Origin of the sequence: Streptomyces sp. CA-288835 (assembly GCF_050936385.1) — a bacterium.
Taxonomy (GTDB): domain Bacteria; phylum Actinomycetota; class Actinomycetes; order Streptomycetales; family Streptomycetaceae; genus Streptomyces.
This window is the reverse complement of sequence record NZ_JBNJMW010000001.1, coordinates 331,364-344,710: the sequence shown is the minus strand read 5'-3', so window position 1 is coordinate 344,710 and position 13,347 is coordinate 331,364. Positions and strand designations below refer to the sequence as shown.

13 protein-coding genes are annotated in these 13,347 nt (G+C 69.7%); 7 read left to right on the top strand and 6 right to left on the bottom strand.

Going from position 1 to position 13,347, the window contains the following annotated elements:
- Positions 1–2: 2 nt before the first annotated feature.
- The 4 genes from ACQEVY_RS01675 to ACQEVY_RS01660 all read left to right on the top strand — a co-directional run bounded on the left by ACQEVY_RS01675 (position 3) and on the right by ACQEVY_RS01660 (position 4,464).
- A complete protein-coding gene (locus tag ACQEVY_RS01675) occupies positions 3–608 on the top strand; it encodes a histidine phosphatase family protein (protein WP_432944007.1) in 606 nt (201 codons plus the stop codon).
- Positions 609–640: 32 nt separating this feature from the next.
- Positions 641–1,834 (top strand): acetyl-CoA C-acyltransferase, encoded by a 1,194-nt coding sequence (locus ACQEVY_RS01670; protein WP_432944005.1) that lies wholly within the window; start codon positions 641–643, stop codon positions 1,832–1,834.
- Between the two features lie 58 nt (positions 1,835–1,892).
- Positions 1,893–2,852: a PDR/VanB family oxidoreductase gene (locus tag ACQEVY_RS01665; protein ID WP_432944003.1), complete on the top strand. Its 960-nt coding sequence runs from the start codon at positions 1,893–1,895 to the stop codon at positions 2,850–2,852.
- A gap of 133 nt (positions 2,853–2,985) precedes the next feature.
- A complete protein-coding gene (locus ACQEVY_RS01660) occupies positions 2,986–4,464 on the top strand; it encodes a glutamate--cysteine ligase (protein WP_432944001.1) in 1,479 nt (492 codons plus the stop codon).
- Between the two features lie 40 nt (positions 4,465–4,504).
- Here the strand turns inward: ACQEVY_RS01660 and ACQEVY_RS01655 are convergent, their stop codons facing one another.
- From ACQEVY_RS01655 to ACQEVY_RS01645, 3 genes are all read right to left on the bottom strand, one after another.
- Positions 4,505–5,617 carry a Gfo/Idh/MocA family protein gene (locus ACQEVY_RS01655; RefSeq protein ID WP_432943999.1) on the bottom strand — a complete coding sequence of 371 codons (1,113 nt, stop codon included), beginning with the start codon at positions 5,615–5,617 and terminating at the stop codon, positions 4,505–4,507.
- On the bottom strand, positions 5,596–6,297 hold the full coding sequence (locus ACQEVY_RS01650) for a ThuA domain-containing protein (RefSeq protein WP_432943997.1): 702 nt from the start codon (positions 6,295–6,297) through the stop codon (positions 5,596–5,598). The genes ACQEVY_RS01655 and ACQEVY_RS01650 overlap by 22 nt, the downstream gene beginning before the upstream one ends.
- A gap of 245 nt (positions 6,298–6,542) precedes the next feature.
- A complete protein-coding gene (locus ACQEVY_RS01645) occupies positions 6,543–7,409 on the bottom strand; it encodes a class I SAM-dependent methyltransferase (RefSeq protein ID WP_432943995.1) in 867 nt (288 codons plus the stop codon).
- Positions 7,410–7,483: 74 nt separating this feature from the next.
- Between ACQEVY_RS01645 and ACQEVY_RS01640 the strand changes: the two genes are divergently transcribed.
- From ACQEVY_RS01640 to ACQEVY_RS01630, 3 genes are all read left to right on the top strand, one after another.
- Positions 7,484–7,918, top strand: coding sequence for a helix-turn-helix domain-containing protein (locus ACQEVY_RS01640; RefSeq protein ID WP_432943993.1), 435 nt, complete (start codon positions 7,484–7,486; stop codon positions 7,916–7,918).
- Between the two features lie 186 nt (positions 7,919–8,104).
- Entirely contained in the window at positions 8,105–9,160 is a 1,056-nt protein-coding gene (locus ACQEVY_RS01635) for a pectate lyase family protein (RefSeq protein ID WP_432943991.1), read from the top strand.
- Positions 9,161–9,690: 530 nt separating this feature from the next.
- A complete protein-coding gene (locus ACQEVY_RS01630) occupies positions 9,691–10,248 on the top strand; it encodes a hypothetical protein (RefSeq protein ID WP_432955015.1) in 558 nt (185 codons plus the stop codon).
- A gap of 69 nt (positions 10,249–10,317) precedes the next feature.
- Here ACQEVY_RS01630 and ACQEVY_RS01625 read toward each other — a convergent pair whose 3' ends face one another.
- The 3 genes from ACQEVY_RS01625 to ACQEVY_RS01615 all read right to left on the bottom strand — a co-directional run bounded on the left by ACQEVY_RS01625 (position 10,318) and on the right by ACQEVY_RS01615 (position 13,336).
- The gene (locus tag ACQEVY_RS01625; RefSeq protein WP_432943989.1) at positions 10,318–10,635 is read right to left on the bottom strand and encodes an antibiotic biosynthesis monooxygenase family protein; all 318 of its coding nucleotides are present in this window, start codon (positions 10,633–10,635) and stop codon (positions 10,318–10,320) included.
- Between the two features lie 69 nt (positions 10,636–10,704).
- Positions 10,705–12,048, bottom strand: a complete 1,344-nt coding sequence (locus tag ACQEVY_RS01620; RefSeq protein ID WP_432943987.1) for a D-arabinono-1,4-lactone oxidase — start codon at positions 12,046–12,048, stop codon at positions 10,705–10,707.
- Positions 12,049–12,103: 55 nt separating this feature from the next.
- Positions 12,104–13,336, bottom strand: a complete 1,233-nt coding sequence (locus ACQEVY_RS01615; RefSeq protein ID WP_432943985.1) for an amino acid deaminase/aldolase — start codon at positions 13,334–13,336, stop codon at positions 12,104–12,106.
- Positions 13,337–13,347 lie beyond the last annotated feature (11 nt).

The following is a 13,347-nucleotide window of genomic DNA, read 5'->3' as shown; positions in this document are numbered from 1 at the left end:
CCATGACTGAACTCCTCCTCATCCGGCACGGCCTCCCCATGGCGGGCGTCTACGACCCGGGCCTGTCGCAGGAGGGCACCGCCCAGGCCGAACGTCTCGCGGCCTGGCTCGTGCACGAGGACGTCGACGCCCTCTACACCAGCCCCTTCCAGCGGGCCCGCGAAACGGTGGCCCCGCTGGAGCGGCTCACCGGCATGAGCGCCACCGTCCTCGACGACCTGCGCGAATGGGACACCGACGTCTCGCACCCCTACACGCCGCCGGAGCAGATCAACGCCGACGACCCCCGTTCGGTGGCGCTCTCCGAGGGACGGTACGAGGACTTCGTGCCCGACCTGGACTGGGACGCCTTCCGGGAGCGGGCGGCGCGGGCCATGGACACGATCCTGGACGCCCATCCCGGCGGGCGGGTCGCGGTCGTGTGCCACGGCGGCATCACCAACACCTACCTGGCGACGGTGCTCGGCCTCTCCCGCATGTTCTGGTTCCACCCCGGCTACACCTCGGTCAGCCGGGTGCGACGGATGCCGGGCGGACGCATCGTTCTGCACTCGGTGAACGAGACGGCCCACATGGTCGCCGAGCGCGCCGTCGACGCCGTCGCCTGACCTGCCCGCATCCCCTTCAGGAGGTCCCGTCCGTGCCCGGATCCGTCATCGTCGCCGGCGCCAGAACACCCATCGGCAAACTGATGGGCGCCCTGAGCCCGCTGTCCGCCGCCGACCTCGGCGCACACGCCATCAGCGCCGCCCTGGCCGCCGTACACCTGGACCCGGCCGCGGTGGAAGCCGTCGTCATGGGCCATGTCGTCCAGGCGGGAGCCGGTCCCAATACGGCACGGCAGGCCGCCGTCAGCGCAGGCATTCCGTTCGCCGTACCGGCGAGCACCGTCAACAAGCTCTGCCTGTCCGGTCTGCACGCCATCGCCCTGGCCGACCTCATGATCGCCTCCGGGCGCCACGAGGTGGTCGTCGCGGGCGGGATGGAGTCCATGTCGGGGGCCCCGCACCTGCTGCGCGGAGCCCGTACCGGCTGGAAGTACGGGCCTGCCGCGGTCGAGGACGCCCTCGACCGGGATGCCCTCGTCTGCGCCTTCGACGGGGTCTCCATGGGCGCGGCCACCGAGCGGTACCAGCAGCCGTTCGGCTTCACCCGCGCGGAGCAGGACGAGTACAGCGCACGGTCGCACCAACGGTCCCTGAGCGCCCAGGAATCCGGCGCCCTGGCCGCGGAGATCGCCCCGGTCACGGTGGCCGGGCGTCGCGGCGAGGAGACGTTGGTGGCGGCCGACGAGGGGATACGTCCGGGAAGTACCGCGGAGAGCCTGGGGCGCCTGAAGCCCGCCTTCTCCGCCGGGGGTACGGTCACCGCGGGCAACTCCTCACAGCTCTCCGACGGCGGTGCGGCCGTCGTCGTGATGAGCGCCGACCGCGCCCGCCGGGAGGGCCTGACCCCGCTCGCTGAAATCGGCGCCTACGGCACGGTCGCGGGCCCCGACCCCTCCCTGCTCGTCCAGCCGGCCGGCGCGATCCGTGACGCCCTGTCCCGGGACGGCCGGCTGAAGACCGCCGACCTCGACCTGTTCGAGATCAACGAGGCGTTCGCCGGTGTGGCCCTGGCCTCCGTACGGGAGCTGGACATCCCGCTGGACAAGGTGAACGTCAACGGCGGCGCGATCGCCCTGGGACACCCGGTCGGCATGACCGGCACCCGGCTGGTGCTGACCCTCGCGACAGAACTGGGGCGGCGCGGAGGCGGTACCGGAGCGGCGGCCCTGTGCGGGGGCGGCGGCCAGGGCGACGCGCTGCTGCTGCACGTACCACCGCGAGCCTGACCCCGCACCTCCCGCCCGCGTCCGTCCCCACATCCGTACGAGACCAGGTTGACCCACCATGACCGACCAGCTGCCCCTGGACGAGGAGACCCTCGTCGTGGCGACCCGTACCCACGTCGCCGACGGCGTCGTCTCCCTCACCCTGCGCCGCCCGGACGGCCGGCCGCTCCCGTCCTGGACGCCGGGAGCGCACCTCGATCTGTTCCTGGACGGCGGCCTGATCCGCCAGTACTCGCTGTGCGGGGCCCCCGCCGAACCGGACGTGTGGCGCATCGCCGTCCTGCGTGAGCCGCAGGGTCGCGGCGGATCCGCGTACGTCCACGACCACCTGCCGGAAGGTTCCGCCGTGCGCGTCCGCGGGCCGCGGAACAACTTCCCGCTGCGGCCGGCCACGCGCCAGCTGTTCATCGCCGGCGGCGTCGGCATCACACCGATCCTGCCGATGGTCGAAGCCGCCGAGGCTGCCGGGGCCGACTGGCGTCTGCTGTACGGCGGCCGCACCCGCACCTCCATGGCGTTCCTGGACCGACTCACGCCGTACGGGGACCGGGTGCTCGTCCGCCCACAGGACGAGTACGGCCTGCTCGACCTCGCTGCCTTCCTCGGCTCACCCGAGGAGGGCACCCTGGTGCACGCCTGCGGCCCCGAACCCCTGCTGCGGGCGGCGCAGGAGCAGTGCGCCGACTGGCCGGGCGGCACGCTGGGCGTCGAGCGGTTCGCCCCGGTGCAGGCAGCCGAAGCCCGCCCCGCCGCGGCCTTCGAGGTGGTGCTCGCCCGCGCCGGGCTCACTCTCACCGTGCCGCCCGACCGCTCGGTCCTCGAATCCCTCGAGGAGGCAGGCGTCGACGTGGACTTCTCCTGCCGCGAAGGCACCTGCGGCACCTGCGAGACCGACGTACTCGACGGCACGCCCGACCACCGCGACTCCCTGCTCAGCGAGGACGAACGGGCCACCGGCGACACCATGCTCATCTGCGTCTCCCGCTCCTGCGGGCCCCGCCTCGTCCTCGACCTGTGACCGGCCCGGCACGGCACCGCCTGCTCACTCGATACCGCAGAACCGCCACCGTTCGCTGACTGTCCGGGTTCCGCCCGAAGTGCGACCCTAGGGGGACAAGAGGCATCCGCCGAGGGAACTCGGGAGGGCCACGATGGGACGTGATGTGCCGGCCCTGGTGTTCACGCGGGAGGACCGCCGTCGGTACCGGGAGAAGATGCACACCTGCCTCGATGTGCTGACGCAGATGTTGCGCGAGTCGGCTTTCGAGAGCGAACGCCCCCAGGTCGGGCTGGAGATCGAGCTCAACCTGGTGGACGCCGACGGTCGACCGGTGATGCGGAACACCGAGGTCCTCCAGGCGATCGCCGACCCCGCCTGGGCGAGCGAACTGGGCCGCTTCAACCTGGAGATCAACATCCCGCCCCGGCAACTGACGGCCGGCGGCCCCGGCGACTGGGAGCAGGAGATCCGCGACGCCCTCAACCACGCCGAGGAACGCGCCTCCGCCGTGGGCGCGCACCTGATCATGATCGGCATTCTGCCGACCCTGGGGGAGAGCGACGTCGGCGAGAGCGCCCTGTCCGGCGATCCGCGCTACCGCCTGCTCAACGAGCAGATCTTCGCGGCACGCGGCGAGGACCTGCGGATCAGGGTGGACGGCGTGGAGCGCCTGTCGATGTACGCCGATGCCATCACCCCTGAGGCCGCCTGTACCAGCACCCAGTTCCACCTGCAGGTCGACCCGAAGCAGTTCGCGGACTACTGGAACGCGGCCCAGGCCATCGCGGGCGTCCAGATCGCCCTGGCCGCGAACTCGCCCTTCCTCTTCGGCAGGGAGCTGTGGCGCGAGACCCGCATCCCCCTGTTCGAGCAGGCCACCGACACCCGCCCCGAGGAGATCAAGGCCCAGGGCGTACGACCCCGGGTGTGGTTCGGAGAGCGCTGGATCACCAGCGTCTTCGACCTCTTCGAGGAGAACGTGCGCTACTACCCGGCACTGCTGCCCCTGTGCGACGACGAGGACCCGCAGCAGGCGCTCGACGGCGGAGGCATCCCGCAACTGGGCGAACTGACGCTGCACAACGGCACGATCTACCGCTGGAACCGCCCCGTCTACGCCGTCACCGACGGCCGACCCCATCTGCGCATCGAGAACCGCGTCCTGCCCGCCGGCCCCACCGTGGCCGACATCATCGCCAACGGCGCCTTCTACTACGGCCTGACCCGCGCCCTCGTCGACGAGGACCGGCCCGTGTGGACGCGGATGTCCTTCTCGGTCGCCGAGGAGAACCTGCACACCGCGGCCCGCGACGGCATCGACGCCCGCCTCTACTGGCCCGGCGCGGGCGAAGTCCCCGTCACAGAACTGGTGTTGAGGCGCCTGCTGCCCCTGGCCCACCGGGGCCTCGAGCTGACCGGCATGGACGCGGAGTGGCGCGAACCCCTGCTGGGGATCATCGAGCAGCGCTGCGTGACGGCGCGGAACGGCGCCTTGTGGCAGGCGGAGATGGTCCACCACCTGGAGAAGGCGGGAACCTCCGACCGGGGGGAGGCGCTGCGGCAGATGACCACGACGTACATCGACTACATGCACATGAACGCGCCCGCCCACACATGGCCCGTGGACTGACACCCGCCGACTTCAGCACGCCGCCTTCAGCCCGCCGGCTTCACCAGGCGGCGAGCCCACTCCACTCCTCGGCAGCCGTCAGCGGAACGGGCACGGGTGGCTCCGCCGACGACGTCAGCTCTATGCGGCGCCCCTCGGCCGACGAGCGCAGGAGGGCACTCATCGTCTCCAGTACATGTAGGGCGAGTTCGCCGTTCGCACGAGGCGCCCGCTGTGCGTCGGCGGCGACGAAGTCGAGCAGTCCGACGCCCCGCGCGCCGCCGACGTAGCCCGCCGACACCGGAAGCGTGCGCCACTGCGTATCGCCGAGTTCGAAGCGCCGCACCGCGCCGTCGAAGCCGTTCGGATCCGGAACGGCGAGGGTCCCCGTCTCGCCGTGGACCTCGATCGGCGCGGCCGTGGTGGCCACACCGTCGAAGCTCGTCGTGATCGTCGTCAGGACTCCGCTCACGTGCTCGAGCACACCGGAGACATGACTGTCCACCTCGACCGGTATCCGCTCGCCCGCACGCGGTCCGGAACCGATGACGCGCTCGTCGCGCAGCCGCCCGGCCGCCCCGGTCACGGCACGCACCGGACCCAGCAGATGGACGAGCGACGCCAGGTAGTACGGGCCCATGTCCATCAGAGGGCCGCCCCCGGCGGTGTAGTAGAAGTCGGGGTGCGGGTGCCAGCGTTCGTGCCCCGGGGTGACCATGACGGCCGAGGCGAACAACGGGCGCCCGATGCTTCCCGCCGCCACCGCAGCACGCGCCGTCTGGATTCCGGTTCCCAGGACGGTGTCCGGCGCGCACCCCACACCGACGCCCGCCCGCGCGGCGGCCTCCATGACGGCATGGGCCTCGGGGAGCGTCGCGGCCAGCGGCTTCTCTCCGTATACGTTCTTGCCGTGGCCGATCGCGCCGAGGGCGATCTCGGCATGGGCTGCGGGGACGGTGAGGTTGAGCACCGTGTCCACGTCCGGGCTGCTCAGCAACTCCTCGACGGACAGCGCCTGGACGCCGGGCAGTTCGGCGGCGATCGCGGCCGACCGGGAGGCGTCGAGGTCGGCGACCGCGGTGACCTGCACGGCGGGATGGCCGACGAGCGTGTCCAGGTACGCGCGGGAGATGACTCCGAGACCTACGACGCCTATGCGGTGCGCGTCGCCCACAACATGCCCCTTTCGATGATGGTGCGGACGTTGGGGTTCTCCAGGACGTCGAGGCTGTGGCCCGGTGTCGTCACCACGACGCGGCCGGCGCCCCAACGCCGGGTCCAGATCGCCGGCGTGGTGACCGGCCGGTCCCAGGGCTGCCACGGCTGGGCGGGATGCGTGGTGGTGGCCAGGACCTCGATGAGGTCGTCGTGGAGCACCCAGTACTGCTCGGTGTCCAGCTCGAAGTCCTCGATGCCCGCGGTGATTTGGTGGCCGCGGCCCAGCTCGGTGATGTTGATGGTGTGCGGCAGGTAGTAGTCCGTCTCGTCACCGCGTCGCTCGCACGGATCCTTGCCCGGATGTGTGGCGAACTGACCTCCCACCAGGTGGAGATAGTCGGAGGAGGCGCGGAACGAGTCTGCGATCCCGCCGTGCCAGCCGGTGAAGCCGGTGCCGCCCACGACCGCCGCGTTCAGTCCCGCCAACTGCTCTGGGGCGATCTCCGACATGGTGATGCACTGTACGACGAGGTCGGTGGCGGCCATCTCGTCCGTATCGGCGTAGACGTCGGTCGACTCCTCGACCCGGACGGTGTATCCGTTGCTCTGCAGGAAGGGCAGGAACAGCTCAGTGGCCTTGACCGGCTGGTGCCCCTCCCATCCACCTCTGACGACCAGGGCTTTCTTCCGCGTCATCTTGTCCCTTCGTGAGGCCCGTAGACAGCGCCCTCACTATCCTTCAGCGGCCTGCGGACCCGAAAGGGGCGCCGGACAACACGAAAGTTTCGAGGACCAGAACGGACCCGATGTGACTGACGCGACCGAACCCGACGGGACCGGATCGGACGGACCGGATGGGCCTGCAGAGTCCACCTGCCCGATCGTGCAGCGCGAGTGACCCTGACGCCTCCCACCCCGTGGTGAGCATCGGACCGCGCACCCTACTCCGGCGCGGTCGACGCGGAAGAAGCCCGGGCGCCGACCATCCAACAGGCCGCGGTGAAGCGGACATCCGAGCCCTGCACATAGGTCTCGAACGCGACGCGAACCGTTTCGACGACCTGTGCGCGGGTCTGCTCGTCCACCTCCCGCAGGGCCACGCCGACGGGGCCGAACCGGGTGAAGTAACCGACCAGTTCCTTCTCGGGCAGGGTGCAGGCCACGTCGATCGGCTGGATGTCGATACCGGTCCAGCCGCTCTCCGTCAGGATGCGGTGAATCCGGTCCGGGTCCGCGAAGGCGAACTGCCCCGGCTCGTCCGGCTTTCGGGCGGGCAGATTCGGCAGGAACGGTGCCGCGGCGCGTTCGGCCGTCGTCATGAACGGATTCTCCGCGGGACCGCGCCAGGTGATGAAACGGAGTTCGGCTTCGTCCTTCGCGGCGCTCCGTAGATTCGAGAAGGCCCGGACGGAGTCGTTGAAGAACATGACGCCGAAGCGCGAAATGACGGCGTCGAAAACTGCGCTTCCGAACGCGTGGTCCTCTGCGTCGGCGTGGATGAAGGACGCCGGTGTACCGGCCTCCTCGGCACGCGCCCGGGCAGCGCTGAGCATCGGTTCGGAAATGTCGACGCCGACGCAGCGACCCGCAGGACCGAGCTGTCGTGCCACGGCCACTGTGGTGCTGCCGGTGCCGCAGCCCACGTCGAGAACGTGACCTCCGGGTCCCACGGACATCGCTTCGACGAGGAGCTCTTCAAACGGCCTGAGCAGCTCGTCCATCACTGCCTGTGCATCGACCCAGGCGTTGCCGGCGGGCCCGCTCCAACGGGCTGCCTGTTCGTCATCGGTCCTGCGCGTGGCGTCCATGGTCGTCTCCTGGGCTTGTCCACATCGGGGCGAGGTGAAAGCGTGCTACTTCAAGTCGACTTGAGGTCAAGGGTATGGCGGAGGAACTGGACATCGCGGAGGTGGCGCAGCGCGCCGGGGTGCCCGCCTCGACGCTGCGGTTCTACGAGGAGAAGGGGCTGATCGCCTCGACCGGCAGGCGAGGCCTGCGCCGCCAGTACGATCCCGGCGTACTGGAGCGCCTGGCGCTGATCGCGTTGGGGCGCACGGCCGGGTTCTCGCTCGACGAGATCGCGCGCATGTTCGCGCCGGACGGACAGCCGCGTATCGACCGGCAGATGCTCGCGGCCAAGGCGGAGGAACTGGACAGGAAGATCCGCGAACTGGGCGTCCTGCGCGACTCCTTGCGGCACGCCGCCGACTGCCCCGCTCCGAGCCACATGGAATGCCCCACATTCCGCCGCCTCCTCAAGGCCGCCGCGTCCCGCCCCGTCGCGATGCCGAGGAGGCGAGCCCCGGGGTCACCGTGAGACCCCGCCGCCTGTGCCCGGTCCCGCACAGCCTGACACGGCTCCGCCGATCCGTTGACATGCTCAAAACACCTGATTAGCATTCACGAAATCTTGGAAAGCGCTTTCTCCCTGCTCATGCCTCTGCATTTACGCCTCCGCGCCATCCGACGCGCGGGGTGCATCTCCTGACGGGAGAGTGCCGACATGCACTCGAGGAACCGCAAGACGGCGTCGTTCCCGAAGACGTCCGCAAGGAAGCGTCCATTACGCCCCGCACGCGGCCTTCCCGCTCTCGCGCTCGCCCTGCTCCTCGGCGCGACGATGGTGCCGGCAGGCAGCGGCAGTGCCACCGCGCAGACGTCGACGCTACGGGCCGAGACCTCGCCCACCGGCTTCGCCGCGGTCAACGCACTCGGCCAGAACGGCACCACCGGCGGAGCCGGCGGCCCGACCGTCACCGCCACCAGCACCGAGCAGTTCCTGGAGTACATCGACACGACCGGTCCGCTGGTCATCCAGGTTCAGGGCACCATCGACATCACCAGTAAGCAGGGCGTGCGCCCGAACAAGACCATCGTCGGGGTCGGTTCGTCAGCCGTCATCAACGGCGGTGGCCTGGACTTCTACCGCTCGCACAACGTCATCGTGCGGAACATCAGGTTCACCAACGCCGAAGACGACGCCGTCAACGTCGGCCAGGAGTCCCATCACATCTGGATCGACCACAACGAGTTCGTCGGAGCCGTCGACGGGGCGATCGACATCGTCCGCGGCTCCGAGTACGTGACCGTGTCATGGAACTGGTTCAACAAGACCGACAAGAGCATGCTGCTCGGTCACTCCGACAGCAACAGCGGCCAGGACACCGGCAAGTTGAAGGTCTCCATCCACCACAACTTCTTCGACGGCTCACGGCAGCGGCATCCGCGCGTACGGTTCGGCGAACCGGTGCACGTCTACAACAACTACTACAAGGGCAACGCCATCTACGGCGTCGCGTCGACCATGAACGCGGGCGTGCTGGTCGAGGGCAACCACTTCGAAGGCGTCGAGTACCCCTGCTACTCCGCGAGCGGATACGACGAGTCGGGCCCGGGCCGACTGGTGCAGCGCAACAACACCTTCACCGGATCCGGTACATGCGAGACCAACGGCACCGTGACCGAGCCGCGCACCTACTACTCGTACACGCTGGACCCCGCTGCCGACGTTCCCTCTCTGGTGCGGGCCGGGGCGGGCGTCGGAAAGACCGGTGGCTGAGCGCCTGAGCTCGCCCGCCCCACGACATTCCGTCCGAAGCGAGACGGACGGACTGATCCGCCGTCACCCCGACACTCGACGGCCCACCCCCACAGGAGGAACCCTTCCTTGACTTCTCCCCCAGCTGAAGCAGGGCGTTTCGACCCTCGCGGGTCGAGCTTTCTGCTTCTCAGACAGCAGCTGCCCCGAATCAACGGCAAGGGACGTTGGTACGCCCAGCAGTCTTACACCAGCTCCACAGACCTGACATCCCGCCAGCCCGGCGGTAGACCCGGCCAGCTTGGTTATCGCCGACCGGGCGGCGTACAAGCTACCACTCTTCTGCAGGTGGTTGGCGGTGGACGACGATCCGCGCTGGCGGCGAATCGGCTTTCCCTGCCCTGCTCCGCAGGAGTCTGTTTCCTTCCCCGCCTGAACGCGGGGGTATCCACGGAGGAACCCCGATGAGCCGACGACGGACCCCGTTGCCCACCGAGAGACCATCCATACCCTGGCGCAACAAGCTGGCCGTGGCCGCCCTGGCAGCCGCCATGCTGGCCGGGCCCGGCGTCGCGCAGGCCGCCCCGCAAGCCGCACTGGCACCAGCGCAGGAACGGGTGGCGGCGGCCAGCATCACCTGGAGCCTCGAGCGGGCGAGCAATCCCACCGCGGACCAGCAGGACGCGTACAACCGCATCACGGCGGCCATGAACGCCGCTGTGTCCCGCTACAACAACCTCAGCGACCTCGGCAAGAACATCAGGGTCCGCTACGAGCCGGGCGTGCCCACCGCCGACGGCAACATCAACGGAACCATCCGCTTCGGCAGCAACCGCAGCTACATGACCCAGCGGACCGCCCTGCACGAGATCGCCCACACCATCGGCGTGGGAACGAGCGCGGGCTGGTCCCGCCTCGCCGGAAGCGGCACCTGGACCGGTGCACAGGCCACGGCACTGGTCAGGCAGTACGACGGTTCGGGCGCCAAACTGTCCACCGGCGGCGGCCACTTCTGGCCGTACGGTCTGAACTACGAGAACGAGTTCTCGAACACGGCGGCCGATCGGCACGTCCACATCGTCGCCGCCATGGTTCGCGACGGTCTGTGACAGTACGTGGCCCAAGCGGCCGATGCTTGGGAGCGGCCTCCGCTCCCAAGCACGCCGCCGGGAAAACGGTCAGCCGGCCTTCGGTTCCGCCTGCTGCAGGACCTCCATGGTCCACACGGTCGATCCGGAGGCAGCCGGCTTGGGACGGTCGGCCCCGCCCTGGTGCGCTTCCTTCATCGAACCCTCCATCCAGGCCTGGAACGACGCCTCGTCACGCCACCGGGTGTAGACGAGGTAGTTGTCCGTGCCGTCGACCGGGCGGAGCAGCTCGAACCACTCGAACCCGTCGGCACTCTCGACGAGCCCGGCCCGGGAGGCGAACCGCTTCTCCAGCGTCTCGCGCTGCTCGGCCGGCACGGTGAGGACGTTGATCTTGACGATGCTCATGGGTTCATCCTGCCGCACAGAACCCTGGCAGTGGCGGGCGGCCCCGCCCGGTCGACCCGTGTCACCGATTCAGTCGCCCAGCACCCGGCGCAGGTACTCATTGCCGAACCGCCGGTCGGGATCGAGACGGTCGCGCAGGGCAGTGAACTCCGCGAAGCGCGGGTACGCCTCTGCGAAGTAGCCGGCGTCCCGCGTATGCAGCTTGCCCCAGTGCGGGCGGCCGTCGTGGGCGGTGAAGATGCGTTCCGCGGCCGAGAAGTACTGGTGGTACGGCGTGCCCCGGTACACGTGGACGGCGATGTAGGCGCTCTCGCGGCCGGACGCCGTGGAGAGCGTGATGTCGTCCGCGGGTGCCGTACGGACCTCCACGGGGAAACTGATCCGCAGGTCCGAGCGGTCGACCATGACCTTCAGTTCGCGCAGGGTCTCCACCAGGGCCTCGCGCGGGACGGCGTACTCCATCTCCGTGAAGCGCACGCGGCGCGGCGAGGTGAAGACCTTGTACGGGATTTCCGTGTACGTACGAGCCGAAAGGGCCCGGCTGGAGATCTTCGCGATCGCCGGGATGGTCGCGGGAACGGCACGACCCAGCGAATTGGCCACCTGGTAGACGCCGTTGGAGAGGAACTCGTCCTCGAACCAGCCGCTGAGCCGACCCACTGGAGCGGGCGGGCCCGCGCTTCGGTTGTTGCGCTTGGTGTTGCAGTTGCCTGTGTGCGGGAACCAGTAGAACTCGAAGTGCTCGTTCTCCGCGTGGAGTTCGTCGAAGGTGGCGGTGACCCGGTCGAAGGTCATCGGTTCTTCGCGTGCCGAGAGGAGGAAGATCGGTTCCACGGCGAAGGTGACCGCGGTGACGATTCCCAGTGCGCCCAGTCCGATGCGGGCGGCCGCGAAGACCTCCGGGTTCTCCGTCTCCGAGCAGGTGATCAAGGAGCCGTCGGCGGTGACCAGTTCAAGGCCGCGGACCTGTGCCGCGATCGAGGCCGACGCGCGGCCCGTGCCATGGGTGCCGGTACTGATCGCGCCCGAGACGGTCTGCTCCATGATGTCGCCCATGTTCGTGAGCGACAGGCCCTCCCGCGCCAGGGCCAGGTTCAGTGTCTCGAGCCGGGTTCCCGCAGCCACGGTCACGGTGCCGGCCGCGTGGTCGATGGCGCGGATGCCGGTGAGGTTCTCGGGCCGTATCAGCACGCCGTCGGTCGCGGCGGCCGGGGTGAAGGAGTGGCCGCTGCCGACGGGCTTCACCGTCAGGCCGTCCTCGGCTGCCTCGCGTACGACGGCCTGGAGCTCCTGGACCGACGCGGGAGCGGTGACGCGTGCCGGGCGGACGGTGACGTTCCCGTCCCAGTTCCGCCAGACGCTCCTGCGCTCGGGGGCCTGGTCCCGGGGCGTACGGTAGCGGGTTGTCTCCACGACCTTCCTTCCTGCTTGCTACGTAACTGGCTGTCAGGTTGGGTGAGTTGGTGGCTCAGAGGAAGGCGTGGCCCTCGCCGCGGTACGTCGGGACCTGGCCGACGACCTGCCCGCCCGCCACCAGATGGAGCGTGTTCACGCGCTCGCACAGCTCGCCCGCCTTGGCATGCCGGAACCACACATGGTCACCGAGCCGCAGACCGTACGCGGCCTTGCCGAGCACCGGTGTCTGGACCTCGCCCGCGCCCTCCAGGGGGTTCATCCGCAGGCCCTGGGGCCAGCTCAGGGTGGGCAGCCGGTCCTTGCCGTGCGGCCCGGAGGCGACCCAGCCGCCGCCGAGGACGGTGGCGATCCGGTGGGAAGGGCGGCGTACAACCGGCATGACGAAGAAGGCGGCGGGCCGCGGGCGGAAGCGCCGGTAGAAGTCGAACAGTCCGGGCCCGTAGAGACCAGATCCCGCACCGACCTCGGTGATCACCTGCTCGGCCGCGGTCTGCTCGATGGAGCCGGTGCCGCCGCCGTTGACGAACTCCAGCGGCTGTATGGCCTCGACGGCGGCGATGGTGGCTGCCCGCCGTTCGGCCAGCTCCCGGGCGGAGAAGCGCTGCATGGCGCGGAGCGCGGCACGCTTCAGCGGCGACCCCGGCTGGTTGTCGCCGAGACCGGCGATCTGACCCTCGTACGACATGAGCCCGGCGAGGTGGAACCCGGGCCGGCCCACGATCGCGCGGGCGAGTTCCGCGGCCTGCCCCGGAGTGTGCACGGGGGAGCGGTACGGGCCCAGGTGGAGGCGTCCGCCGGCCAGTTCCAGCGAGGCGTCCAGGTCGATGCAGAGGCGAAGGTCCGGTCGGCTTGAGCCCAACACGTCGTCCATGAAGTCGAGTTGGCCGACGGAGTCGACCATGAGCGTGATGCGCGAGGCCGCGCGCTCGTCCTTCGCCAGTTGCCGCAACGCGGTGCGGTCCGTGGTCGGATAGCCGATGACCACGTCTTCGTGCTCCCGAGCCAGCCACAGGGCTTCGGGCAGGGTGAAGGCCAGAATGCCGTGGTAGCCGTCCCGCTCGAGCGCACGCGCTATCAGATGGCGGCTACGGACCGACTTGCTGGCCAGCCGGATGGTGGCGCGTGAGCCGGTCCGGTGTGCCAGATCGGCGGCGTTGGCGTCGAAGGCGTCCAGGTCCACCACGGCGAACGGCGGATCCAAGTGCTCGGTGGCGCGGTCGAGTTGGGCCATCCGGGCCTCGTTCAGAGGGACCAGGGCGGAGGCGGCCGATGCCGTCTGTTGCATTGCAGAGGCTC

Excerpts from the sequence above, each read along its gene's own strand:
- ACQEVY_RS01625 (WP_432943989.1), bottom strand. The coding sequence starts at position 10,635 with ATGAGCATCGTCAAGATCAACGTCCTCACCGTGCCGGCCGAGCAGCGC.
- ACQEVY_RS01665 (WP_432944003.1), top strand. The coding sequence starts at position 1,893 with ATGACCGACCAGCTGCCCCTGGACGAGGAGACCCTCGTCGTGGCGACC.
- ACQEVY_RS01675 (WP_432944007.1), top strand. The coding sequence starts at position 3 with ATGACTGAACTCCTCCTCATCCGGCACGGCCTCCCCATGGCGGGCGTC.
- ACQEVY_RS01635 (WP_432943991.1), top strand. The coding sequence starts at position 8,105 with ATGCACTCGAGGAACCGCAAGACGGCGTCGTTCCCGAAGACGTCCGCA.
- ACQEVY_RS01650 (WP_432943997.1), bottom strand. The coding sequence starts at position 6,297 with ATGACGCGGAAGAAAGCCCTGGTCGTCAGAGGTGGATGGGAGGGGCAC.
- ACQEVY_RS01660 (WP_432944001.1), top strand. The coding sequence starts at position 2,986 with ATGGGACGTGATGTGCCGGCCCTGGTGTTCACGCGGGAGGACCGCCGT.
- ACQEVY_RS01645 (WP_432943995.1), bottom strand. The coding sequence starts at position 7,409 with ATGGACGCCACGCGCAGGACCGATGACGAACAGGCAGCCCGTTGGAGC.
- ACQEVY_RS01630 (WP_432955015.1), top strand. The coding sequence starts at position 9,691 with ATGCTGGCCGGGCCCGGCGTCGCGCAGGCCGCCCCGCAAGCCGCACTG.
- ACQEVY_RS01615 (WP_432943985.1), bottom strand. The coding sequence starts at position 13,336 with ATGCAACAGACGGCATCGGCCGCCTCCGCCCTGGTCCCTCTGAACGAG.
- ACQEVY_RS01640 (WP_432943993.1), top strand. The coding sequence starts at position 7,484 with ATGGCGGAGGAACTGGACATCGCGGAGGTGGCGCAGCGCGCCGGGGTG.